Origin of the sequence: Streptomyces sp. WMMC500 (assembly GCF_027497195.1) — a bacterium.
Lineage (GTDB): Bacteria > Actinomycetota > Actinomycetes > Streptomycetales > Streptomycetaceae > Streptomyces.
In genome coordinates this window covers 5,198,225-5,218,585 of record NZ_CP114905.1, presented here as the reverse complement: position 1 = coordinate 5,218,585, position 20,361 = coordinate 5,198,225, and the positions used below count along the sequence as shown (strand labels likewise).

23 protein-coding genes are annotated in these 20,361 nt (G+C 74.3%); 16 read left to right on the top strand and 7 right to left on the bottom strand.

Annotation, left to right across the window (positions count from 1 at the left end; translation table 11 throughout):
• Window positions 1–111: 111 nt before the first annotated feature.
• The 3 genes from O7599_RS22520 (at window position 112) to O7599_RS22510 (ending at window position 2,272) form a co-directional block, all read left to right on the top strand.
• Window positions 112–678, top strand: coding sequence for an FABP family protein (locus O7599_RS22520; RefSeq protein WP_281617411.1), 567 nt, complete (start codon window positions 112–114; stop codon window positions 676–678).
• A 65-nt stretch (window positions 679–743) separates the two neighbouring features.
• Window positions 744–1,205, top strand: a complete 462-nt coding sequence (locus tag O7599_RS22515) for a transcriptional repressor (protein ID WP_281617410.1) — start codon at window positions 744–746, stop codon at window positions 1,203–1,205.
• A gap of 98 nt (window positions 1,206–1,303) precedes the next feature.
• On the top strand, window positions 1,304–2,272 hold the full coding sequence (locus O7599_RS22510; RefSeq protein ID WP_281617409.1) for a folate-binding protein: 969 nt from the start codon (window positions 1,304–1,306) through the stop codon (window positions 2,270–2,272).
• Window positions 2,273–2,406: 134 nt separating this feature from the next.
• On the opposite strand, the gene dtd is transcribed toward O7599_RS22510, so the two are convergent.
• Window positions 2,407–2,832, bottom strand: a complete 426-nt coding sequence (gene dtd, locus O7599_RS22505) for a D-aminoacyl-tRNA deacylase (RefSeq protein WP_281617408.1) — start codon at window positions 2,830–2,832, stop codon at window positions 2,407–2,409.
• A 182-nt stretch (window positions 2,833–3,014) separates the two neighbouring features.
• Between dtd and O7599_RS22500 the strand changes: the two genes are divergently transcribed.
• The 3 genes from O7599_RS22500 (at window position 3,015) to O7599_RS22490 (ending at window position 6,154) form a co-directional block, all read left to right on the top strand.
• Complete coding sequence (locus O7599_RS22500; RefSeq protein WP_281617407.1) at window positions 3,015–3,737, top strand: ABC transporter substrate-binding protein; 723 nt, start codon at window positions 3,015–3,017, stop codon at window positions 3,735–3,737.
• Between the two features lie 61 nt (window positions 3,738–3,798).
• Complete coding sequence (locus O7599_RS22495) at window positions 3,799–4,827, top strand: asparaginase (RefSeq protein ID WP_281617406.1); 1,029 nt, start codon at window positions 3,799–3,801, stop codon at window positions 4,825–4,827.
• A 70-nt stretch (window positions 4,828–4,897) separates the two neighbouring features.
• Window positions 4,898–6,154, top strand: coding sequence for a GNAT family N-acetyltransferase (locus O7599_RS22490; protein ID WP_281617405.1), 1,257 nt, complete (start codon window positions 4,898–4,900; stop codon window positions 6,152–6,154).
• Window positions 6,155–6,248: 94 nt separating this feature from the next.
• On the opposite strand, the gene O7599_RS22485 is transcribed toward O7599_RS22490, so the two are convergent.
• The gene (locus tag O7599_RS22485) at window positions 6,249–6,464 is read right to left on the bottom strand and encodes a hypothetical protein (protein WP_281617404.1); all 216 of its coding nucleotides are present in this window, start codon (window positions 6,462–6,464) and stop codon (window positions 6,249–6,251) included.
• Window positions 6,465–6,696: 232 nt separating this feature from the next.
• Between O7599_RS22485 and O7599_RS22480 the strand changes: the two genes are divergently transcribed.
• The 5 genes from O7599_RS22480 to O7599_RS22460 all read left to right on the top strand — a co-directional run bounded on the left by O7599_RS22480 (window position 6,697) and on the right by O7599_RS22460 (window position 11,101).
• The gene (locus O7599_RS22480; RefSeq protein ID WP_281617403.1) at window positions 6,697–7,599 is read left to right on the top strand and encodes a GntR family transcriptional regulator; all 903 of its coding nucleotides are present in this window, start codon (window positions 6,697–6,699) and stop codon (window positions 7,597–7,599) included.
• A gap of 113 nt (window positions 7,600–7,712) precedes the next feature.
• Window positions 7,713–8,885, top strand: coding sequence for an aminoglycoside phosphotransferase family protein (locus tag O7599_RS22475; RefSeq protein WP_281617402.1), 1,173 nt, complete (start codon window positions 7,713–7,715; stop codon window positions 8,883–8,885).
• Between the two features lie 33 nt (window positions 8,886–8,918).
• Window positions 8,919–9,782, top strand: coding sequence for an HAD family hydrolase (locus tag O7599_RS22470; RefSeq protein WP_281617401.1), 864 nt, complete (start codon window positions 8,919–8,921; stop codon window positions 9,780–9,782).
• 43 nt (window positions 9,783–9,825) lie between these two features.
• Window positions 9,826–10,665: an HAD-IA family hydrolase gene (locus tag O7599_RS22465; RefSeq protein ID WP_281617400.1), complete on the top strand. Its 840-nt coding sequence runs from the start codon at window positions 9,826–9,828 to the stop codon at window positions 10,663–10,665.
• A gap of 31 nt (window positions 10,666–10,696) precedes the next feature.
• On the top strand, window positions 10,697–11,101 hold the full coding sequence (locus O7599_RS22460) for an ankyrin repeat domain-containing protein (RefSeq protein WP_281617399.1): 405 nt from the start codon (window positions 10,697–10,699) through the stop codon (window positions 11,099–11,101).
• A 30-nt stretch (window positions 11,102–11,131) separates the two neighbouring features.
• On the opposite strand, the gene O7599_RS22455 is transcribed toward O7599_RS22460, so the two are convergent.
• Together O7599_RS22455 and O7599_RS22450 are read right to left on the bottom strand one after the other, a co-directional pair.
• Window positions 11,132–11,896, bottom strand: coding sequence for an ABC transporter permease (locus O7599_RS22455; protein ID WP_281617398.1), 765 nt, complete (start codon window positions 11,894–11,896; stop codon window positions 11,132–11,134).
• Window positions 11,889–12,830, bottom strand: a complete 942-nt coding sequence (locus tag O7599_RS22450; protein ID WP_281617397.1) for an ATP-binding cassette domain-containing protein — start codon at window positions 12,828–12,830, stop codon at window positions 11,889–11,891. Before O7599_RS22450 ends, O7599_RS22455 begins: the two co-directional genes overlap by 8 nt.
• Window positions 12,831–12,920: 90 nt before the next feature.
• Here O7599_RS22450 and O7599_RS22445 point away from each other — a divergent pair, with 90 nt between their 5' ends.
• Window positions 12,921–13,724: a TetR/AcrR family transcriptional regulator gene (locus O7599_RS22445; protein WP_281617396.1), complete on the top strand. Its 804-nt coding sequence runs from the start codon at window positions 12,921–12,923 to the stop codon at window positions 13,722–13,724.
• A 44-nt stretch (window positions 13,725–13,768) separates the two neighbouring features.
• The gene (locus O7599_RS22440; protein ID WP_281617395.1) at window positions 13,769–14,626 is read left to right on the top strand and encodes a GNAT family N-acetyltransferase; all 858 of its coding nucleotides are present in this window, start codon (window positions 13,769–13,771) and stop codon (window positions 14,624–14,626) included.
• 47 nt (window positions 14,627–14,673) lie between these two features.
• On the opposite strand, the gene O7599_RS22435 is transcribed toward O7599_RS22440, so the two are convergent.
• Window positions 14,674–15,750: a MerR family transcriptional regulator gene (locus tag O7599_RS22435; RefSeq protein ID WP_281617394.1), complete on the bottom strand. Its 1,077-nt coding sequence runs from the start codon at window positions 15,748–15,750 to the stop codon at window positions 14,674–14,676.
• A gap of 207 nt (window positions 15,751–15,957) precedes the next feature.
• Here O7599_RS22435 and O7599_RS22430 point away from each other — a divergent pair, with 207 nt between their 5' ends.
• The 3 genes from O7599_RS22430 (at window position 15,958) to O7599_RS22420 (ending at window position 17,487) form a co-directional block, all read left to right on the top strand.
• Entirely contained in the window at window positions 15,958–16,425 is a 468-nt protein-coding gene (locus O7599_RS22430) for a helix-turn-helix transcriptional regulator (RefSeq protein ID WP_281617393.1), read from the top strand.
• Window positions 16,422–17,051: a hypothetical protein gene (locus tag O7599_RS22425; protein WP_281617392.1), complete on the top strand. Its 630-nt coding sequence runs from the start codon at window positions 16,422–16,424 to the stop codon at window positions 17,049–17,051. Before O7599_RS22430 ends, O7599_RS22425 begins: the two co-directional genes overlap by 4 nt.
• A 103-nt stretch (window positions 17,052–17,154) precedes the next feature.
• Complete coding sequence (locus O7599_RS22420) at window positions 17,155–17,487, top strand: DUF2516 family protein (RefSeq protein WP_281617391.1); 333 nt, start codon at window positions 17,155–17,157, stop codon at window positions 17,485–17,487.
• Window positions 17,488–17,514: 27 nt separating this feature from the next.
• On the opposite strand, the gene O7599_RS22415 is transcribed toward O7599_RS22420, so the two are convergent.
• Together O7599_RS22415 and O7599_RS22410 are read right to left on the bottom strand one after the other, a co-directional pair.
• The gene (locus O7599_RS22415) at window positions 17,515–18,930 is read right to left on the bottom strand and encodes a response regulator (protein WP_281617390.1); all 1,416 of its coding nucleotides are present in this window, start codon (window positions 18,928–18,930) and stop codon (window positions 17,515–17,517) included.
• Between the two features lie 313 nt (window positions 18,931–19,243).
• The gene (locus O7599_RS22410; protein ID WP_281623476.1) at window positions 19,244–20,230 is read right to left on the bottom strand and encodes a C40 family peptidase; all 987 of its coding nucleotides are present in this window, start codon (window positions 20,228–20,230) and stop codon (window positions 19,244–19,246) included.
• Between the last annotated feature and the right edge of the window lie 131 nt (window positions 20,231–20,361).

Sequence of the window (20,361 nt, the reverse complement as noted above, 5' to 3'; positions counted from 1 at the left end):
CGCTCCCGTGCTTGTCGTCACCTTCGACATCCTGCTCGTGCTGGTCTGCGTGGGCACCCTGGCCTTCGCCGGCCTGGTCGTGAAGAAGCTGTACCAGGGCCAGCGCTGACGATGCCGATCGAAATCCCCTCGGACCTGCACAAGGACCTGGTCCCGCTGGCGTTCCTCCTCGGCGACTGGCAGGGTGCGGGCGTCTTCGACTTCCCCGGCAGCGAGAAGTGCAACTTCGGCCAGGAGCTGCGTTTCGGCCACGACGGCCGGGACTTCCTGGCGTACACGTCGTACACCTGGGTGCTCGACGAGAACGGCGAGAAGGTGCGCCCGCTGGAGAGCGAGAGCGGGTACTGGCGGATCCGGCCCGACCGGCAGCTCGACGTCGTGATGGTGCGCGACCAGGGCGTCGCCGAGGTCTGGTACGGCGAGATGGCCGAGGGCAAGCCGCAGCTCGACCTGGCCACGGACGCGGTCGCGCGCAGCGCCGCCTCCCCGCCGTACGCGGGCGGCAAGCGGCTCTACGGGTACGTGAACGGCGACCTGATGTGGGTCGGCGAGAAGGCCACGCCGGAGGTGGAGCTGCGGCCGTACATGTCGGCACAGCTCAAGAAGGTGGTGAACCCCCGGGAGTGGGCGAGGGATCTGACGGACCTCCCGGACGACGGGATCGCGTTCTTCCGTTGACGCTCGTCCGGTGCGCTTTCCGGCAACCGGCCGGGGTTCCGGCGCGGCACTCATACACTTGAGCCGTGGAGACCACCGACTGGAAGCGCGACCTGCGCGAACGTGGCTACCGACTGACGCCGCAGCGCCAGCTCGTGCTGGAGGCCGTCGACTCCCTGGAGCACGCGACGCCCGACGGCATCCTCTGCGAGGTCCGCAAGACCGCCGCCAGCGTCAACATCTCCACGGTCTACCGCACGCTGGAGCTGCTGGAGGAGCTGGGCCTCGTCAGCCACGCGCACCTCAACCACGGCCCGCCGACGTACCACATCGCCGAACGCCACCACCATCTGCACCTCGTGTGCCGCGACTGCGACCGGGTGATCGAGGCGGAGAACGCGGTGGCGGAGCCGTTCGCGGAGACGCTGCGGCAGCGGTTCGGGTTCGAGAGCGACGTGCGGCACTTCGCGATCCTCGGCCGGTGCGCGACGTGCGCCGAGTCCGGCACGCCGGGCACGTCGGGGAACTCCCCCTCGTCCCGCCCCTGACGGCTCACGCTCCGGGGCGCGGCAGGCTCCGAAGTCCGTGGCGCGCGGCCGAATCCGGGCCGTGACCCCGGGTGGCCGCCCGGACGTACTCTTGAAGGATGAACGCGCCTTCTCCCCTCCTCTCCCTGCCCGGGGCGGTCGCCGCCGAGGCTCCCGACGAGGGCGTCGCCGCGCACTACGGCGATCTCTTCCGGGAGCAGCGAGCCCTGGACGCCGGCGAGGGCTTCGTCGACCTCTCCCACCGCGGCGTCGTGTCGGTCACCGGCGAGGACCGGCTGAGCTGGCTGCACCTGCTGCTGACGCAGCACGTGGAAGCGCTCGCGCCGGGGCACGCCACCGAGGCGCTCGTGCTGTCCGCCCACGGGCACATCGAGCACGCGCTGTACCTCGTCGACGACGGCGAGACGACGTGGGCGCACGTGGAGCCGGGTACGCAGAAGGACCTCATCGCGTACCTGGAGAGCATGAAGTTCTTCTACCGGGTGGAGATCGCGGACCGTACGGACGACCTCGCCGTCGTCCATCTGCCGGCGGGCTCCATCGCGGAGGTGCCCGAGGGCGTGACCGTGCGCGAGACGGCGTACGGGCGGGACCTCTTCCTGCCGCGCGGGAAGCTGGCGGACTTCGCCGCCGCCGCGGGCCCGCCGGCCGGGGTGCTGGCGTACGAGGCGCTGCGGGTGGCGGCGCACCGGCCGCGGCTGGGGCTGGAGACGGACCACCGCACGATCCCGCACGAGGTGGGCTGGATAGGCACGGCGGTGCACCTGGAGAAGGGGTGCTACCGGGGGCAGGAGACGGTCGCGCGGGTGCAGAACCTGGGCCGGCCGCCGCGCCGGCTGGTGTTCCTGCACCTGGACGGCAGCGAGGTGACGCTGCCCCCGCACGGGGCGGTGATCAGGCTGGCGGCCGAGGAGGAGGGGCGCAAGCTGGGCTTCGTCACCACCTCGGTACGCCACCACGAGCTGGGGCCGATCGCGCTGGCGCTGGTGAAGCGGAACGTTCCCGCGGACGCGGCGCTGCTGGCGGACGAGACGGCGGCGGCGCAGGAGACCGTGGTCGAGCCCTGAGGCCGCGGGGCGGCGCCCAGGGTGCGCGGGCGTGCTCCCGTGCGCCTCGGATGTCACGCACGCCCCCACTAGCCCACCGGGTGCGTACGAACTCCGCGCGCAGGCGTCGAACGCCGCCCGGAAGTGCGTACGGCTCAGACCTCGACCAGCACCGTGAACGGGCCGTCGTTCGTCAGCGTCACCCGCATCGGCGCGCCGAACACCCCCGTCGCGACCTGGGCGCCCAGCTCCCGCAGCCGGGCCACGACCTCGTCGACCAGCGGCTCCGCGACCTCCCCCGGCGCCGCCGCCTGCCAGGTCGGCCGGCGCCCCTTGCGGGGGTCGCCGTACAGCGTGAACTGGCTGATCACGAGCAGCGGCGCCGAGATGTCCGAGCAGGACCTCTCGTCCTGGAGCACCCGCAGCGTCCACAGCTTGCGGGCCAGTTGCGCGGCCTTCGCGGGGGTGTCGTCGTGGGTGACGCCCACGAGCACGCACAGCCCCTCGCCGACCACCTCCCCGACCGTCTCGCCGCCGACCTCCACCCGCGCGCCGTCCACCCGCTGCACCACCGCTCGCATGCGTCGCATTATCCCGGCGGCGCGACGTGCGCCGCCGTGCCCCCGGGCGCCGCAGCGTGCGCGGGGCCGAACGGGCGCAGTCTCCCTGCGGCACGACCCTGTGCGATGGCACGATTGCCTTCGGTGTCCGGCAGGTCGCCACGCCGACGCGGCATCTTCGGACGAAGGGGACTGACACTCGCATGAGCTCTCCCGGAGCCGGGCGGCCCACGCCGCCCGTACCGACCGCGCGCAGCAGCCCGGCCGCCGACCGCCGGCCCCGCACGCCCGGGCCGCGCTCCCCGGACGGCGGGGCCGCGCCGACCGCCCAGGCGGCACAGACCGGTCAGACCGCGAAGGCGGGGGCGCACTCCGCGGCGCCCGCGCCGGCGGGCCCCGCGGCCACCGTGGCCTCGCTCGTCGCCGCCCCCGACCCGGCGGCGGTGCCGCCCGCGCCGCTCGACGCGCTGGGCCTGCACGAGCTGCGCCTGCTGCGCCGCTCGGCGCAGCAGGAGGAGGCCGACCTCAGCTACGTACGCCGGCTGCTGCACGGCCGGATCGACATCCTCAGCGCCGAGCTGGGCCGCCGGTCGAGCCCGCGCTCGCCGGTGCTGGACCGGCTGCCCGAGATCCTCACCGACGGCCCCTCGCCACGACCCGCCTCGGCCCGGCACGTCACGCTGGGTACGCCGCTGCGCGAGGAGTACCGGGAGCTGGCGGAGGAGATGCTCGCGGAGGTCGCCCTGTCCGACCTGTCGGCCCGTACGGACGAGGAACTGGACCAGGGGCTGGCCCGGCTGGCCGGCTACGAGGCGCGGATCTCCGGCCGCAGGCGGCGGCTCCAGCGGACGGCGGACGAGTGCAGCGCGGAGATCGCGCGCCGCTATCGTGAAGGGGAGGCGCAGGTCGACGACCTGCTGTCCTGAGGTCTGACGGAGCGACGGAACCTGTGGCCCGAGGCCGTCCCGGCACGGAAGGCGCCCGCCCATGCACGACAGCAGTTGGATATCCCCGCCGCCGGTCCCCGCTCCCGTCCCGGCCGAGGAGGGCGAGTACACCGGTCCCGCGCCCGTGCTCGCGGAGGTGGTCCGCTCGGGCTTCGCCGAGGGGCGGCACCGCGGGTCGCTGGTGCTGCTGGCACCGGACGGCCGCGTGGAGCGGGCGTGGGGGGACGTGACCGGGCAGATGTTCCCGCGCTCGTCGAACAAGCCGTTCCAGGCGGTCGCCGTGCTGCGGGCGGGGGCGCGTACGGACGCGGGGCCGCTGGCGGGTGAGCGGCTGGCGCTGGCCGCGGCCAGCCACTCGGGCGAATCGTTCCACCTTGATCTCGTACGCAAGATGCTCGCCGGGGCCGGGCTGCCCGAGGACGCGCTGCAGACCCCTCCCGACCTGCCGCTGGACCCCGAGGAGCGGGAGAAGTACCTCGCCGCGGGGCGGCCCCGCGACCGGGTGGCCATGAACTGCTCCGGCAAGCACGCCGCGATGCTCGCGGCCTGCGTCGCGAACGGCTGGCCGCGGGAGTCGTACCTCGCCGCCGACCACCCGGTGCAGCGGCTGGTGCGGCAGGTGGTGGAGGAGACGGCGGGCGAGGAGGTGCGGCACGTCGGCGTCGACGGCTGCGGCGCGCCGCTGATGTCGCTGTCGCTGACGGCGCTGGCGCGCGGCTTCCGGCGGCTGGTGCTGGCCGCGGAGCGCACGCCGGAGCGGCGGGTGGCGGACGCGATGCGGGCGCACCCGGAGTACGTCGCGGGCACCCGGCGGTGGGACACCTGGCTGATGCGGGGCGTGCCGGGGGCGCTGGCGAAGGTCGGCGCGGAGGGCGTGCAGGCGGTGGCGCTGCCGGACGGGCGGGCGCTGGCGTTCAAGGTCGACGACGGGGCGCTGCGGGCCGTGGGGCCGGTGCTGGCACGGGCGCTGGCGCTGCTGGGCGTGCGCTCGCCGGTGCTGGCCAGGATCGGGGCGGCGCCGCTGCTGGGCGGCGGGGAGCAGGTCGGGGAAATTCGCGCGACGTTCTGACGCCCGCCGCCTAGCGTGGGCGGATGATCCAATATTCGGCAGGGCTGTTCCCGCGGGCCGGAGCGCGGGCATGAGCGAAGGCACCGAGATCCGTACGCTCGCCGAAGGCGACATCGCCGACTGGCTGCGCGCGTGCCACACCGGCTTCCTCCGCGCCCCCTCGGTCACCGAGGCGGACGTGGCGCTGTTCCTGGAGGAGCGCGACCTCGACCGGGTGCGGGGCGCGTACGACGGCAGGCGCTGGGTGGGCACGTACCGCAGCTTCGCCCAGGAGCTGACGGTTCCGGGCGGGGCCGCGGTGCCCTCGTGCGCGGTCTCCTCCGTCACGGTCCTGCCGACGCACCGCAGGCGGGGGCTGCTGAGCCGGATGCTGCGGGAGGACCTGGCGGCGGCGAAGGAGCGCGGCGACGTGGTCGCCAGCCTGATCGCCGCGGAGTACCCCATCTACGGCCGCCACGGCTTCGGCCCCGCCACCTGGACGACCGCCTACGACGTGACCACCCGGCGCGCCCAGCTCGACCCGCGCTACGCGGGGCCGGACGACGGCGGCACCGTCGAACTCCTCGACGCCGCCGAGGTGAGGGAGATCGGCCCGGCGCTGCACGACCGCTTCCGCCGGCTGGTGCCGGGCGCGGTGGACCGGAGCGCGTTCCGCTGGAAGACGCACACGGGCGCCGCCCGCTTCAGCGTCGACGAGCCGTGGCACGAGCCCTTCTACGCGGCGTACCGCTCGGCGGCGGGCGAGCCCGAGGGCCTCGTCACGTACCGCACCAAGTGGGGCGACTGGCCCGGCAAGCTCTCCGACGACGAGCTGACGGTGACCGACCTCATCGCCGTCACGCCGGCCGCGGAGCGGGCCCTGTGGCGCTACCTGGTCTCCTTCGACTGGATCACGACCATCCATACGGGCCACCGGGCGCCCGACGATCTCCTCCCCCTCTACCTAGGTGACCCTCGGGCGGCCCGGGTGACCACGCACGCGGACTACCTGTGGCTGCGGCCACTGGACGTCCCGCGTCTTCTGGAGGCCCGCGCGTACGCGGCCTCCGGCTCTCTGGTGCTCGACGTGCACGACCCGGCCGGCCTGGCCGGCGGGCGCTTCCTGCTGGACGCCGGTGGCCCGGACGGCACCGGCTGTACTCCCACGGACCGGCCGGCCGACCTCGCCCTGAGCGTGGCGGAGCTCGCGCGGCTCTGCCTCGGCGACGAGTCCGCGGTGCGGCTCGCCGCGCTGGGCGTGGTCGACGAGGAGCGCCCGGGCGCCGCCGCGCGGGCGGACGCCCTGCTGCGCACCTCGCGCCGACCGTGGTGTCCCGACATGTTCTAGATTCCTGCTCCCGTTCTTCCGTTTTTCCGTTCTGCGGTTCTGCGGTTCTGCGGTTCTGCGGTTCTGCCGTTGTGCCGTTCTGCTGTGACCTGTCTCACTGCCCGGCCGCGGCGCGGCCGGGCCCGGCGGACTGGAGCAGGAGCAGAGCGAGCGCGAGGCCGCCGATGGTCATGCACGTGACGTTCTGCGCCTTGAGCCCCACGAGCAAGGTGGTGAGCCCGATCGCTCCCACCGCGCCGAAGCGCCATTCGACGAAGCGCTCGAAGCCGACGAGCAGCGCCGACATCGCCAGAGTGATTCCTACCGGCATGGTGGGTCCCTCCCTTCTGCGTACGCAGTGGTCCCCCCTCCCCCCATGCGCCTTCGGACAGCGGGAGAGCGCGAGCCCCGGGCGACGACCATCACCGCCAACTTCCGTCAGTTGCCGCCAGGGTCGCAGAGTTGGTGACCAACTCTGCTTAACTTGTGCCCAGTTGGTGACCAACTCAAAACATTTCTGAGACAACCCACGCCGGTTGGCCGGAAGTTGTAAGGTTGGCGGGGTGAGCAGGGACCAGCCTTCGGCAAACGGCGGCCGGATCGCGCGCGACCGCGTCGCCGACGCACTGCGCGCACGCATCGCCTCCGGCGAACTGCAGCCGGGCGACAGCCTGCCGACCCAGAAAGCCCTGATGGACGAGTTCGACGTCGAGCGCGGCGTCGTGCGCAAGGCACTCGACCTGCTCAAGCGCGAGCAGTTGCTCGCCGACGTCGGCAGAGGCTCACCGCCGACCGTCGCGGAGCCGACCGCCCACCGCGAGGAGGCCCCGCCGCTCACCGCGGGGGTGGAGTTGGCCGAACGGCTCGACACGGCATTTCAGGCCACCCACGTGACCCTCGACGCCTTCAGCCTGACCACCGAGACCCTCAACCAGGCGATCGCGCCCACCCTGATGGCCATCGCCGCCGGCCGCCCCGCGCCCCGCTCGGTCACCTGCCGCGTCATGGTCCCCAGCCCGGACGCCCACCTGGCGCTCCCCCTGCTGGTCGACGACCCGACCGACCCGCGCCCGCTCAGGCGCCTGGACCGCCTCGTCGAACTGCACGCGCGCTCCTTCGCGCACGCCCTGCAGTACCTGCGCGAACGCGGCGGCGTGGAGGAGCTCTCCATCGAGGTCCGCGGCGTGCCCCTCACCCCGACCACGAAGCTCTACGTCCTCAACGGCACCGAGGCCCTCACCGGCTTCTACGAGGTCGTCCCCAACCGCGTCCCCGCCCCGACAGGCGACGAGAACATGGACATCTACGACGTCCTCGGCGTCGACACCTCCCTGTTCCGCCACTCCTCGGCCCACGACGCCCGCGACCGCCACGAGGCCGCGTACGTGGACAGCGCCAAACGGTGGTTCGAATCGGCATGGCAGAAAATTGCGAAGCCGTATCCCGGGATTCCCCCGACACTGTGACCGCCGACGTCACGCCGCGGCAACCGACCTGCGGTACTCTCAGCCCTCATCAGCCGCCCTCCGCAGGGCGGCTGCTCCCATCCGACCTGCTCGTGAACGGTCTGCCACCGCCCATGTCCACCGAAGCGCCCGCATCCCGGGGCGGCCCGCCGCGACTGCTGCACGAGCTGCGGCTGCGCTGGCACTTCTGGCGACACCGCCGCCGCCCCGGCGGCATCCTGCTGCGCGGCCAGCACAACACCAACTACGTGGTGCCGCTGGACGAGACCTTCGCCGCGATAGTGCACGCCGAGCCGGGCGCGAGCGGGAAGATCCGTACGCCGATGAAGACCGTCGAGGTGCTCCCGCGCACCTGGCGGAGCGAGGCCGACGTGCTCGCCGCCGTCCGGCCGCACCTGCCCGCGGTGCCCACCTGCCTGCTCACCCGCGGCAGCCACGCGCTGCACACCTTCACCGAGGGCACGCCGCTGTCCGCCGACCATCCGGCGGAGGAGCCCGTCGGCGAGCCGACGCTGCGCAAGCTCGCCGAGGTGATGCGGCGCATCGCCGAGGTGCCCGCCGCCGAGCTGCCGCCGCTGCCGTCCGAGTGGCCGGTGGGCAACGACACCCCGGCCTTCCTGCGGACGCTGGTCGACTTCGCGGAGACCCGCGTCTTCCTCACGTACCACGAGGACTTCGGCACGCTCTTCGAGGCGCTCGGCATCACCGGCGCCGCCGCCCGCCGCTTCTACGGGCGCGCCGACGACCTGACCCGCCGGCCCTTCCGGCTCCTCCACACCGACCTGCACCGCGACAACGTCCTGCGGCTGCCGGGCGAGGCGGGCGACCTCTTCGTCGTCGACTGGGAGATCGCCCTCTTCGGCGACCCGCTGCACGAGCTGGCCACGCACCTGGTGCGAATGGGCTACGGGCCGCGGGAGGCGGAGCGGATGAAGGAGCTCTGGTACGAGGAGATGACCGGGCACGGCCTGGCGGACGCCGTCCGCGGCTTCGAGGACCTGGAGGTCTACCTCGACTTCGAACGCGCGCAGTCGCTCTACCCGGACACCATGCGCACGGCGCTGAGCCTCTCCCCGGACGCCGACCGGGCGGAGTTGCGGCGCGGGGCCCGGCGCGTCCTGCGGTCGCTGGACAGCGCCGTGAAGGCCGCGGGACTGGCACGGGTCCCGGAGGAAGAGGAGGTCATGGCGGCGCTCGCCGACTGGCTCGCGGACCAGTCGGGGTATCGTCGTCGCCAGCGTCTGAAACGCCGCTACTCGGCCGGGGCGCTGCCCCCACCGCCCTGACCACGCCCCGGGGCAACCGACTTATGGAGAGATGTGGCCGATCTCCACGCGCTCCTGCAGTCCGCGAAGTGCGTTCTGTTCGACTTCGACGGGCCCGTCTGCCGGCTCTTCCACGGACACCCGCCCGCGGCGGTGGCCGACCGGATGCGGCGGCGGCTCGCGGAGCTGGGCGAGACGGACCTGTGGGCCGCGGTGGCGGGGCAGACCGACCCCTACCGGGTGCTCGGCCACGTCGCGCACGCGCCGGGGAGGGACGGGGCGGCGGTGGCACTGGAGCAGTTGCTGACCGAGGAGGAGCTGACGGCGGTGGTCACCGCGCGGGCGACGCCCGGGGCGTACGAACTGGTCACCCGGCTGGTGAGGTCCGGCCGCCAGATAGCGGTGACGACGAACAACTCCGAGCGGTCCGTACGCGCCTACCTCCACCGGATCGGCCTCGCCGAGCACTTCGGCCCCCACATACACGGCCGGACCGCCGACGCCAAGCACCTCAAGCCCGACCCGCACTGCCTGCACCGGGCGCTGGCCTCCACGAGAGCCGCGCCCGAGGACACGGTCATGATCGGCGACACCGCCGCCGACCTCCAGGCCGCCCGCACCGCCCGCGTCTCCTTCGTCGGCTTCGTCCCCTCGCCCCAGGCCACCGCCTTCGGGACGGGGCGCGCCGACCTCGTCGTCCACGGGTTGGGGGAGCTGATGAACGGGGCCGCACCACCGTCCCCGCCGGGATCTCCGGATCCGCAGGGTCCACCGGACGCGTCGGCTCCGCACGGCCCGCCGTTCCCACCCGGCTCGTCGGGCTGGCCGGATCCGCCGGGCGCACAGACCCCGCCCGCCCCGCCCGGGCCTCCGGCACCGCCGGTCCCGCGGGAGCCGCAGGACCCGCAGGACCGCTGACGCTTTCGTCCCGCCCTTCCCGTACGCGACCCCGAAGCCGCCCATGACACGCCCTGACAACGGCCGTTTCGCCGTTCCCGAAAGCCGCGCCGACCGCCGCGACCCCGCCGCGGACGGCGCGGCGGATCGCCCGGCTCCCGTGGCCCGCCCCGCGCCCGCGCGGGTGGATCCGCTGGCCGGGGCGCGCTGCGTCCTGCTCGACTTCGACGGGCCGCTGTGCCGGTTCTTCGCCGGGCCGCCCGGCGGGCCCGCCAGCCTCGCCCCCGGCTTCGCCGACGAACTGCGCACCCTGCTCGACGAGCTGCCCGACCTGCGCGCCCGGCTCGCGCCGCTGCCCGACCCGCACGAGGTGTACCGCCGCACCACCGCCGCGCTGCGCCACGGCGGCCAGCCGGAGCACCCCGTCGTCGCCGCCATGCGCAAGCGGCTGGACGAGCTCGAACTCGCCGCCGCCGGCGCCACCGCCGTGCCCACTCCCGGCGCCGCCGGCCTGCTCGCCCGGCTCGCGGACCGCGGCGTGCTCCTCGGCGTCGCGTCCAACAACTCCGAACCGGCCATCCGGGTGTTCCTCGAACGCGCCCGGCTGGCCCGCTGGTTCGAGGACGGCCCGGTCGTCGGCCGCCCCGACGACGCGGGACTGATGAAGCCGGACCCGACCGTGCTGCAGGGCGCGCTCGCGTACTGGCCGGTCCGGCCCGACGCCTGCGTACTCGTCGGCGACTCCCCCGCGGACGCCGCTGCCGCCGCCGCGGCCGGCGTCGCCTTCTGCGGCTACCACCGCGAGCCGGAGAAGCGGCGGCTGCTGCGCGAACTGCCGGGCGCGCCGCCCGCCGTCGCCGCGCTGGCGGAGCTGGCACCGGCCGGGCGGGTGGCGGTCACGTAGCGCGGAGGCATGCGCGTCGTAGGGTGACGGCATGAACGGAGCCGACGAGCCCGCGCACGATCCCGCCGTGTTCGAGCTGGCCACCAAGGCTTTCGAGCTGGCCCGGCAGGGGCAGACCGACACGCTGGCCGCCTACGTGGACGCAGGCGTGCCGGCCGGTTTGCGCGACGACGGCGGGGACAGCCTCGTCATGCTCGCCGCGGTGCACGGGCACCCCGGGACCGTCGCCGCGCTGCTGCAGCGGGGGGCCGACGCGGACCAGGTCGGGGCCGTGGGTGCGACGCCGCTGGCGGCGGCGGTGCGGGTCGGGGCCGACGAGGTCGTGCGGGTGCTGCTGCGGCACGGGGCGGATCCGCAGGCCGGATCGCCGTCGGCGGTCGCGGCGGCGCGGGTGGCCGGCCGGACGGAGCTGCTGGAGCTGTTCGGCGGCGTGTGAGGGTCCAAAGGACCGGGGCCCTCGCCCGCCTCACGTCATCCGCCTCCTGAACAGCACCGCCGCTGCCGCCACCGACGCCGCCGCCAGCGCCGCGCACCACGCCAGCGCCTCCCACGGGCTGCCGCCCACCGGCTGCCCGAGCAACAGTCCCCGCAGCGACTCGATCACCGGTGTCAGCGGCTGGTGCTCGGCGAAGCCGTGCAGCCAGCCCGGCATCGAGTCGACCGGGACGAAGGCGCTCGACGGGTACGGCAGGAAGGCCAGGAAGAACGTGAAGCCGCCCGCCGCCTCCGGGGAGTTGGCCAGCAGGCCGACCGCCGCCGCGACCCACGATATGGCCGTGATCACCGCCAGCAGGATGCCCGCCGACGCCAGCCAGCCGCCGACGCCGGCCTCCGGGCGGAAGCCGATGGCGAAGGCGACCCCGAAGACCAGCACCGTGGCGGCCAGGTTCCGCACGACGCTGGCGGCGACGTGGCCGGCGAGGATCGCGGTGCCGCCGACGTCGAGGGAGCGGAAGCGGTCGATGACGGCGCCCTTCATGTCGTCGGCGACGCTCATCGCCGTCGTGCCGGCGCCGAAGCCGGCGCACAGGACGAGGACGCCGGGGGCGACGTAGTCGACGTAACGCCCGTAGCCCCCGCCGGTGTCGATCGCACCTCCGAAGAGGTAGACGAAGACGAGCATCAGCAGCACGGGCAGCGCCAGCGCGGTGATCACGGCATCGGGGTTGCGGGAGCTGAGCCGCACGGAGCGGCCGACCATCGTCGCCGAGTGGGCCAGGGCGTCAGCCATCGCGGGTCACCTTCATGAAGACGTCGTCGAGCGTGGCGGAGTGCACGGCGAAGCGCTCGATCAGGGTGCGGTCGGGATCGACGGCGTCGAGCAGGTCGCGGATGTGCGCGGCGCGGCCGTCGGTGGTGACGCCCAGGGTGCGGGTGTCCGGGTCGCGGCGCACGGCGAGGTGGTCCAGCGCGTGGGCCGCCTTCTCGTACGCCTCCGGGGAGACCAGCGTGAGGTCCAGCCGCTCCCCGGAGACCTGCTGTTTCAGCTCCGCCGCCGTGCCCTCGGCGACGAGCCGGCCGCCGTCGAGGAGCGCTATGCGGTCGGCGAGGCGGTCGGCCTCCTCCAGATACTGCGTGGTGAGGAAGACCGTGACGCCGGCGCCGGCCAGGCGGCGCACCTCGTCCCAGACGGCCTGGCGGCTGCGGGGGTCGAGGCCGGTGGTGGGCTCGTCGAGGAAGATCACGGAGGGGTCGCCGACCAGGCCGGCGGCGAGGTCGAGACGGCGGCGCATGCCTCCCGAGTACGTGCCGACGCGGCGGGCCGCGGCGTCGCCCGCGAGGCTGAACCGCTCCAGCAGCTCGTCCGCCCGGCGGGCGGCGGCGGGCCGGGACAGGCCGGTGAGGCGGGCGACCATGCGGAGGTTCTCGGCGCCGGTCTGCTGCTCGTCGAGCGCGGCGTACTGGCCGGTGAGGCTGATGGCCCGGCGGACCCGGGAGCGGTCCGCGACCACGTCGAACCCGGCGACGCTCGCCGTGCCCGCGTCCGCGCGCAGCAGCGTCGCGAGGATCCGGACCGTGGTGGTCTTCCCGGCGCCGTTGGGCCCGAGGAGGGCGAAGACGCTGCCGGGCGGGACGCTCAGGCCGACGCCGTCGAGCACGGTCGTGCCGCCGTACGCCTTGGTGAGGCCGGCGGCCTCGACGGCGGGGCGGGTGGGCTGAGGCACGGCTCCCCCTTTCTCCGTGGCTTTCTGCGTATACCTTACACACTACTGCGTAGAGCATACACGGCACTGCGTATGGCGTAAACTTCCTTCATGGACGCCAGGGACACCGCTCACAAGGACGGCGAAGACGAGCAGCGCGGCAGCGGAGCCGTCCCCGCCAGCGTGGAAGCCGCCTGGGGCCTGCGGCCCCGGCCGCAGAAGGGGCCGAAGCGGGGGCTGACGCTGGACGGGATCGTGGCGGCGGCCGTCGCGGTCGCGGACGCGGAGGGCCTGGAGGCCGCGTCGATGGGCCGGGTGGCCAAGGAGCTGGGCGTCTCGACGATGGCGCTGTACCGGTACGTGGCCACGAAGGACGAGCTGGTCACGCTCATGGTCGACGGCGCCTTCGGCCCGCCGCCGCCGCTGCCGCGGGACGTCGAGGGCGACTGGCGGGCGGGGCTGCGCCACTGGTACCAGGCCATCGGCACCGCGATGTTCGCGCACCCGTGGGCCGTGGCGCACATCCCGAGCGGCGGCCCGCCGGTCACGCCGAACCAGCTCGCGGCCCTCGACCAGGCCCTGTACATCCTCCGCGACACCCCGCTCACGGAGTTCGAGAAGGTGGCCACGGCGCTGCTGGTGAGCAACCAGGTGCGCGCGGAGGTGACGATCGCCCTGGCGATGGGCGGGAGGCCGGAGATGGAGCGGCTGATGAACGAGTACAGCACCTTCCTGCTCCGGGTCTCCGACACCGGCCGCCTGCCGCACCTGCGCACAGCGGTCGAGGGCGGCGCCTTCGACGAGCCGGACGTGCAGGCGCCGCAGAACCCCTCGGACTACGACGAGTTCGCGTTCGGCCTGGAGCGCGTACTCGACGGCGTCGAGGCGCTGATCGCCGCCCGCCGCCCGGACTGATCGCGGGGCTTTCCCCCGGCGGGCCGCCGGGGGATCATGAGGCAATGCGCGCGGACGGCTGGCAGCTCACCGGGGACCTCGACGAATTCCTGGCCGCGGCGGGGGAGTTCCTGCGCGCCCGGCCCGTACCGCACATCATGGCGCTGACCTGGGCGGCAAGGCTGCGGGAGCGGGGGACGGGACCGTACGGCGGCGGGCGCCCGCTGCTGGGGCGGCTGGCGCAGGCGGGGTCGGTCCACGGCACCTGCCACCAACTGCCGGGCCGCGGCCTCGGCCTCACCCCGCTCACCGCGGACCAGGCCGGCTCCCTCGCCGCCCGCCTCGCGGCGCTCGGCCACCCCGTCCCGTCCGTCGGCGGCGACCACGACACCGCCACGGCCTTCGCGACGGCCTGGCAGCACCACACGGGCGCGACGCCCACCCCCGCCGTCCGCCTCCGGCTGCGCCGCCTCGGTACGCTCACGCCGCCGGACCCCGCCCCGCCGGGGCGGGCGCGGGAGGCGGGCGAGGGGGACCGGGAGCAGCTCATGGACTTCTGCCGCGGCTTCGCCGCCGACGTCGGCGAGGACGTCACCATCGACGCGGGCACCTGGCCCACGACCCGCTACGCCGACAAGCGCTACACCTTCTGGGAGACCCCGGACGGCACGCCGGTCTCCATGGCCGGCGTCAACCCGCCGGTCGCGGGGCTGGCCCAGGTCGACCCGGTCTACACCCCGGCCGCCCACCGCGGCCACGGCTACGCCGCCGCGGTGACGGCGGCGGTGACCCGCGCGACGCTCGCCGCGGGCGCCACGGAGGCGGCCCTGTTCACCGACGCGACCAACCCGACGAGCAACGCGCTGTACCAGCGCCTCGGCTACGGGGTGCACTCCGACTGGACGACGTACACGTTCGCCTAGCCGCGGGCGCGCACCCGCCGCGCACAGCGGATCCGGCGGCCCGCCTCCTACCCCGGCACCTCCACGACGTCGGCCACCACGCAGCTCACGTTGTCGGGACCGCCGGAGCCGTTGGCGAGAGCGACGAAGGCCCGGACCGTCTGCTCGGGCGCACCGCCCCCGGAGAGCACCCGGCGGATCTCGTCGTCCGGCACGACGGCCGACAGCCCGTCGGAGCACAGCAGGTACCGGTCCGCCCGCCGGGCGTCGTGCAGGCGCAGGTCCGCGGTGGTGTCGGCTCCCTCGCCCAGGGCGCGTACCAGCAGCGAGCGCTCGGGGTGGGAGGCGGCTTCCGCCGGGGTGAGGCGTCCTTCGTCGACCATCGACTGCACGAGGGTGTGGTCGTGGGTGATCCGGAACAGCCCGCCGTCGCGCAGGAGGTACGCGCGGGAGTCGCCGATGTGGACGAGGGCGAGTTGCGACCCCGTCCAGAGCATCGCGGTGAGCGTGGTCCCGGCGTCCCCGGCCGGGGAGCCGCCTGGTGACCCGGCCTGGCCGACGCCGCGCACGGCCCGCTCGGCTTCTTCCATCGCGTCTTGCAGGACGTTGAGGAGCCCGCCCGCCGGGATGCCGTCGGTCTCCAGGCGCTTGAGCGCGTCGACCGCAGCCGCGCTCGCGGTGGCTCCCTGCCTCCCGTACCCGTCGGCGACGGCGAGCAGCCGGTCCCCGGCGTAGGCGGTGTCCTGGTTGTGCTCGCGTACGAGGCCGGTTTCGGAGAGTGCGGCGTAACGGATTCCCAGGGGCATGGCGGGTTCCTTCCACGACAGGTGAGTGAGGAGGAAGGCGGCCAGCTCCCGCCGCGCGGCGGTGTCGGCCTCGACCTGCGCCCAGAACGCCCGGATCTCCTCCGCGGCCGGCCCGGCGTCCAGCGCGCAGACGTGCCGGATCCGGGCCAGGGGCATCCCGAGCCGCCGCAGCCAGGCGACCAGCCGGGCCCGCTCCAGTTGCGCCGGTGCGTAGAGGCGGTAGCCGGTCACCGGGTCGACGCGGGCGGGGACCAGCAGGCCGAGCTCGTCGTAGAGCCGCAGCGCCTTGGGCGACAGCCGCGACGCCTTCGCGAACGCCCCGATGGTCAGCAACCCCATGCCGTCCCTCCTCCTGCCGGGCGGCTGCCCGGCCCCACCGATGCTGCGGCTTCCCCGAGGGTGAAGGTCAACCGCCGCCGGGCCACCTCGCCCCTACCCCTGCTCCCACACCCCGTGAGAATCGCGATAGTATCGCGATATGTGGTGTGCGACACACTTGCAAGCAGGTGCTTGCAATAGTTAGCAGGGGTGCGGCAGCATCGGGGCATGGGTTCGATACACGTCGGCAACCTCGGGGAGTTCCTGCGGGAGCAGCGCCGCAGCGCGCGGCTCAGTCTGCGGCAGCTCGCCGACGCCGCCGGGGTGTCGAATCCGTACCTCAGCCAGATCGAGCGCGGGCTGCGCAAGCCCAGCGCCGAGATCCTGCAGCAGCTCGCGAAGGCGCTGCGGATCTCCGCCGAGACCCTGTACGTACAGGCGGGGATCCTCGACGAACGCCGGGGTGACGGGGTCGACGGGATGGCGGTGCACACCGCGATACTCACCGATCCCGCGATCACTGAGCGGCAGAAGCAGGTGCTGCTGCAGATCTACGACTCCTTCCGCAAGGAGAACGCCCGCGAAGCGGGCGAGGACGCGGAGGAGGGACAGACGAACGGGGACGCCCCGCGGCCGGGTGCCGGGCGGGGTGAGGGCGACGTGAAGCCCGCCAGCGACCGGAGGAGAACGCCATGACCATCACCGACGACGTACGCAAGACGCTCAAGGACCCGACGCCCCTCTACGCCGTCGCCGGCACCGCCGACCTGGCTCTGGAGAAGCTGCGTGAGGTGCCCGCGCTGGTGGAGCGGCTGCGGGCCGAGGCGCCCGAGCGGCTGTCCGCGATGCGCGAGACCGACCCGCGTGAGGTGCAGGAGCGGGTGTCGAAGCAGGCCAAGGACGCGCAGGCGAAGGTCGCCGAGCGGCTCGGCGACCTGGACACCGACATCAAGAAGCTGCGCGAGTCGGCGCAGGATCTCGCGCTGCAGGGCGTGGGCCGCGCCGCCGAGTACGCGGTGAAGGCCCGCGAGACCTACGACGAGCTGGCCGAGCGCGGCCGCGGTGCGGTCGCGGAGTGGCGCGGCGACACCGCCGACGCGGTTCAGGTGACCACCGAGATCATCCGGCCCGGCGCGGACGACAAGGACAAGGGCGCCGCCGACGAGGGCGTCGACGAGGCCGGGCCCGCCGCCGCCGGGCCCGCGGCTGAAAAGCCCGCCGCCAAGAAGGCCGCTCCCCGCAAGCGCACCCCCAGGACCGGCGCCAACGGCACCGCCAAGAAGTCCGCCGCCAAGAAGACGACCCCCAAGACGGACTCCTGAAAAGTACGCCCCGGGCACACCTCGCGTGCCCGGGGCGTTATGCGGGTACGGTGTCTGCGCCGGATCCCTGAACACTGAGTCGGACTAATAGGCGGTGGACCGCGTGCTCATCTCTGGCTTCTACTCGTTGCTCGGGCTGCTCAGCCTGGCCCTGACGGTCTTCGCCGGGGCGGCGCTGTTCCTGGCGGCCGTGGCCCGCGAGGACGCGTACCGCGCCGCCGACAAGAACACCAAGCAGTTCTGGCTGATCATCCTCGGCGTCGGCTTCGCCGTGATGGTCATCTTCCCGATCATGTCGTTCCTGCCGATCATCGCGCTGATCGCGGCCATCGTCTTCATGGTGGACGTCCGGCCCGCGCTCAAGCAGGTCGGCGGCGGCCGGCGCAGCGGGGGCAGCAGCTCCGACGGGCCCTACGGCCCGTTCAACGGGCGCTGACCCGCGCGGCGCGCACGCGCCACGCGCTCACGACCTCCGGTCCCCGGGTCCGCACGGGCCCGGGGGCCGATCCAGGAGCAGGACCGCCACGTCGTCGTTCAGGTCGCCGCCGTTGAGGGCCCGTGCCTCGGTGACCGCGCCGTGCAGCAGGTCGTCGCCGCCCAGACCCTGGTCCAGCAGCCTGCCGAGCAGCGCGAGCATGCCGTCCTGGCCGAGCCGGGCGCGGCCCGGGCCCGTGCGCCCCTCGATGAGGCCGTCGGTGTAGAGCATCAGGCTCCACGCGCCGCCCAGCTCCACCTGCTGGCGCGGCCAGCGGGCGCGCGGCAGCAGGCCGAGCGCCGGGCCGCCCAGCTCCTGCGGCATCAACCGCGGCCGGCCGCCCGGGACGACGACCAGCGGCGCCGGGTGGCCCGCCAGGTAGAGGCCGGCGCGACGGGCGTCGGGGGAGATGTCGACGGTGCACATCGTGGCGAATATCTCGTCGTCCGCCCGCTCGTTCTCCAGCACCTGCTGCAGCGTGGCCAGCAGCTCGTCGCCGACGAGGCCCGCGAAGGTCAGCGCCCGCCAGGCGATGCGCAGCTCCACGCCGAGCGCGGCCTCGTCCGGGCCGTGGCCGCAGACGTCACCGATCATGGCGTGCACCGCGCCGTCGGGGGTGCGCACCGCGTCGTAGAAGTCGCCGCCGAGCAGCGCCCGGGTCGGGGTGGCGCCGGCGGCGGGCGGCGGGAGGCCGGGTCGGTAGCAGGCCGCGAAGCCGAGGCCGGAGCCGGCGAGCAGCGGCGTGGGCAGCAGCCCGCGCTCCAGCCGGGCGTTCTCCTGTGCCCGCAGCCGCGAGGCCGTCAGCCTGCTCTGCGCCAGGTCGGCCCGCTTGCGCTCGACCGCGTACCGGATGGCGCGGCCGAGCACCCGGCCGTCCAGCTCGCCGCGGAAGAGGTAGTCCTGCGCGCCGACGCGGACCGCCTCGGCGGCCAGCTCGACGTCGTCCTCGTCGGTGAGCGTCAGCACCGCGTGCATCGGGGCCATGGCCAGCACCTCGTACAGCGCCTCCAGCTCGTCGCCGCCCCCCACGGGGCCGGCGTCGTCAGCGGGGACCGGCTCGTCGGTCACGCTGAGGTCCAGCAGGATGCAGTGCACGTCGGGGCCGAGCAGCCGCTCCGCCTCGGTGAGGTTACGCGCCGTGCGCACCCGGATCCGCTCGCCGTGCCGGCCGGCGCCGGCCTGCTCCAGCATCCGCGCGACGCCGGGTCCGCTGCCCGGCTCCGCCTCTATCAGCAGCAGCGTCAGCGGCTCCGGGACCACGCGCTCGCGCGCGTGCGGCTGCCCGGGCACGGCGCCGTGGCCCGAACGCTGCGCCGGCAACGGCGCGTGCGGCAGCGGCGACGGCGCGTACACGGCCGACGGCTGCGGGTGCCGCCGCCGCGGTGCGGCCTGCGCATCGGTCACCCCGGCACCTGCGGCGGACTGGTCAGGTCCGCCGGACGGTCCGGAGGCCGGGGAACGCCCGGGTGCGGGCATCGCTCTTCCTTCCCTCCCCCCGAGGGTGACGGCCGGGCGCGAGCGCGCTCGCGGCCGTGTGCGGCGGCTCGTGCCCTATGCAGCAAAACCGCCAAGGAGGGACCCTAGCGTGATCACCCGCCGGTACGGAACGGGTGACGCGGCCCGGAACGCGACCGCTCCCCGGGCCCTTTGCCCTGCTGGGAGGGGTCACGCCGGGCCCCGGCGCCCCGTATCCGGCGCGTCGGCCACATGACGCAGATCACGCGTCGGGACGTACGACGCCCTTGATCGGCATGGTGCCCGCGCCGGCCACGGTCACCTGCCGGCCGGGCCGCGGCGCGTGCACGATCGCGCCGTCACCGACATATATGCCGACGTGGCTGGCGTCGGAGTGATAAATGATCAGGTCGCCCGGGCGCATCTCGCGCACGTCGATCCGCGGCAGCCCCGCCAACTGGGTCTGCGAGGTCCGCGGGATCGCCACCCCGGCCGCCTCCCAGGCGCGCATCGTCAGCCCCGAGCAGTCGAACGTGTCCGGCCCCTCGGCGCCCCACACGTAGTCCTTGCCGAGCTGGTCCGTGGCGTACGCGATGGCCTTCTTGCCCGCGGGCGTCGCCGCCGCGTCGATCTCGTCCAGGATTCCGGAGTCCAGCCAGCGCGCCTGCGCCTCGCGGGCCCGCTGCCGCTCCAGCCGGCGCAGCCGCTCCCGCTCCTCGGCCTTGAGCTTCCGCTCCAGCTCCTTCGCCTCGGCCAGCCGCTCTTCTATCTTCTCCTTCGCCGCGGCCCTGGCCTCGCGGCTGCGCTCCAGCCGCTCGTACGTCCCCGCGGCCTTCCTCGCGTACCCGTCCAACCGCCTCTGCGTGCCGGTCACCTCGGTGATCAGCCGCCGCTGCGCATGCTGCCCCTTGCGGGCCAGCCGCAGGTCGTCGACGAACTCCTCCGGGTCGTCGCTGAGCAGCAACTGCGCCTCCATCGGCACCCCGCCGCCGCGATACTGCGCCCGGGCCAGCGCGCCCGCCTCGTCCTTCAGCCCGGCCAGCCGCCGGCTCGCGGCGGCCTCGGCGCGGTCGAGCCGCTCGACCTCCTCGCGCTGCTTCTTCGCCTTCTCCTCCGCGTCGTTGTACGCGTCGGTGGCGGCCTCCGCCTCGCGGTACAGCCGCTCCACGCGGGCGTGCACCTCCTCGACCGTCGGCTTCGGCTCCGCCTCGGCCGCGGGCCCGGTCAGCGGCACGAGCAGCGCCAGCAGCCCGGTCACGGCCAGGGCGACGCCCCTGCGCCGACGCGCTCCCGCCGGCCCCGTTCCCGCCGGCCCCGTTCCCTCCGGCCCCGTTTCCACCGGCCCTGCTTCTGCCTGCGGCGATCCCCCGATTTCGCGCA

Bases quoted from the DNA above. Each gene is read 5' to 3' on its own strand.
- O7599_RS22510 (WP_281617409.1), top strand. From the start codon at position 1,304: ATGAACGCGCCTTCTCCCCTCCTCTCCCTGCCCGGGGCGGTCGCCGCC.
- O7599_RS22435 (WP_281617394.1), bottom strand. From the start codon at position 15,750: ATGGGGTTGCTGACCATCGGGGCGTTCGCGAAGGCGTCGCGGCTGTCG.
- O7599_RS22460 (WP_281617399.1), top strand. From the start codon at position 10,697: ATGAACGGAGCCGACGAGCCCGCGCACGATCCCGCCGTGTTCGAGCTG.
- O7599_RS22440 (WP_281617395.1), top strand. From the start codon at position 13,769: ATGCGCGCGGACGGCTGGCAGCTCACCGGGGACCTCGACGAATTCCTG.
- O7599_RS22520 (WP_281617411.1), top strand. From the start codon at position 112: ATGCCGATCGAAATCCCCTCGGACCTGCACAAGGACCTGGTCCCGCTG.
- O7599_RS22455 (WP_281617398.1), bottom strand. From the start codon at position 11,896: ATGGCTGACGCCCTGGCCCACTCGGCGACGATGGTCGGCCGCTCCGTG.
- dtd (WP_281617408.1), bottom strand. From the start codon at position 2,832: ATGCGAGCGGTGGTGCAGCGGGTGGACGGCGCGCGGGTGGAGGTCGGC.
- O7599_RS22445 (WP_281617396.1), top strand. From the start codon at position 12,921: ATGGACGCCAGGGACACCGCTCACAAGGACGGCGAAGACGAGCAGCGC.
- O7599_RS22500 (WP_281617407.1), top strand. From the start codon at position 3,015: ATGAGCTCTCCCGGAGCCGGGCGGCCCACGCCGCCCGTACCGACCGCG.
- O7599_RS22490 (WP_281617405.1), top strand. From the start codon at position 4,898: ATGAGCGAAGGCACCGAGATCCGTACGCTCGCCGAAGGCGACATCGCC.
- O7599_RS22425 (WP_281617392.1), top strand. From the start codon at position 16,422: ATGACCATCACCGACGACGTACGCAAGACGCTCAAGGACCCGACGCCC.
- O7599_RS22495 (WP_281617406.1), top strand. From the start codon at position 3,799: ATGCACGACAGCAGTTGGATATCCCCGCCGCCGGTCCCCGCTCCCGTC.
- O7599_RS22475 (WP_281617402.1), top strand. From the start codon at position 7,713: ATGTCCACCGAAGCGCCCGCATCCCGGGGCGGCCCGCCGCGACTGCTG.
- O7599_RS22485 (WP_281617404.1), bottom strand. From the start codon at position 6,464: ATGCCGGTAGGAATCACTCTGGCGATGTCGGCGCTGCTCGTCGGCTTC.
- O7599_RS22465 (WP_281617400.1), top strand. From the start codon at position 9,826: ATGACACGCCCTGACAACGGCCGTTTCGCCGTTCCCGAAAGCCGCGCC.
- O7599_RS22430 (WP_281617393.1), top strand. From the start codon at position 15,958: ATGGGTTCGATACACGTCGGCAACCTCGGGGAGTTCCTGCGGGAGCAG.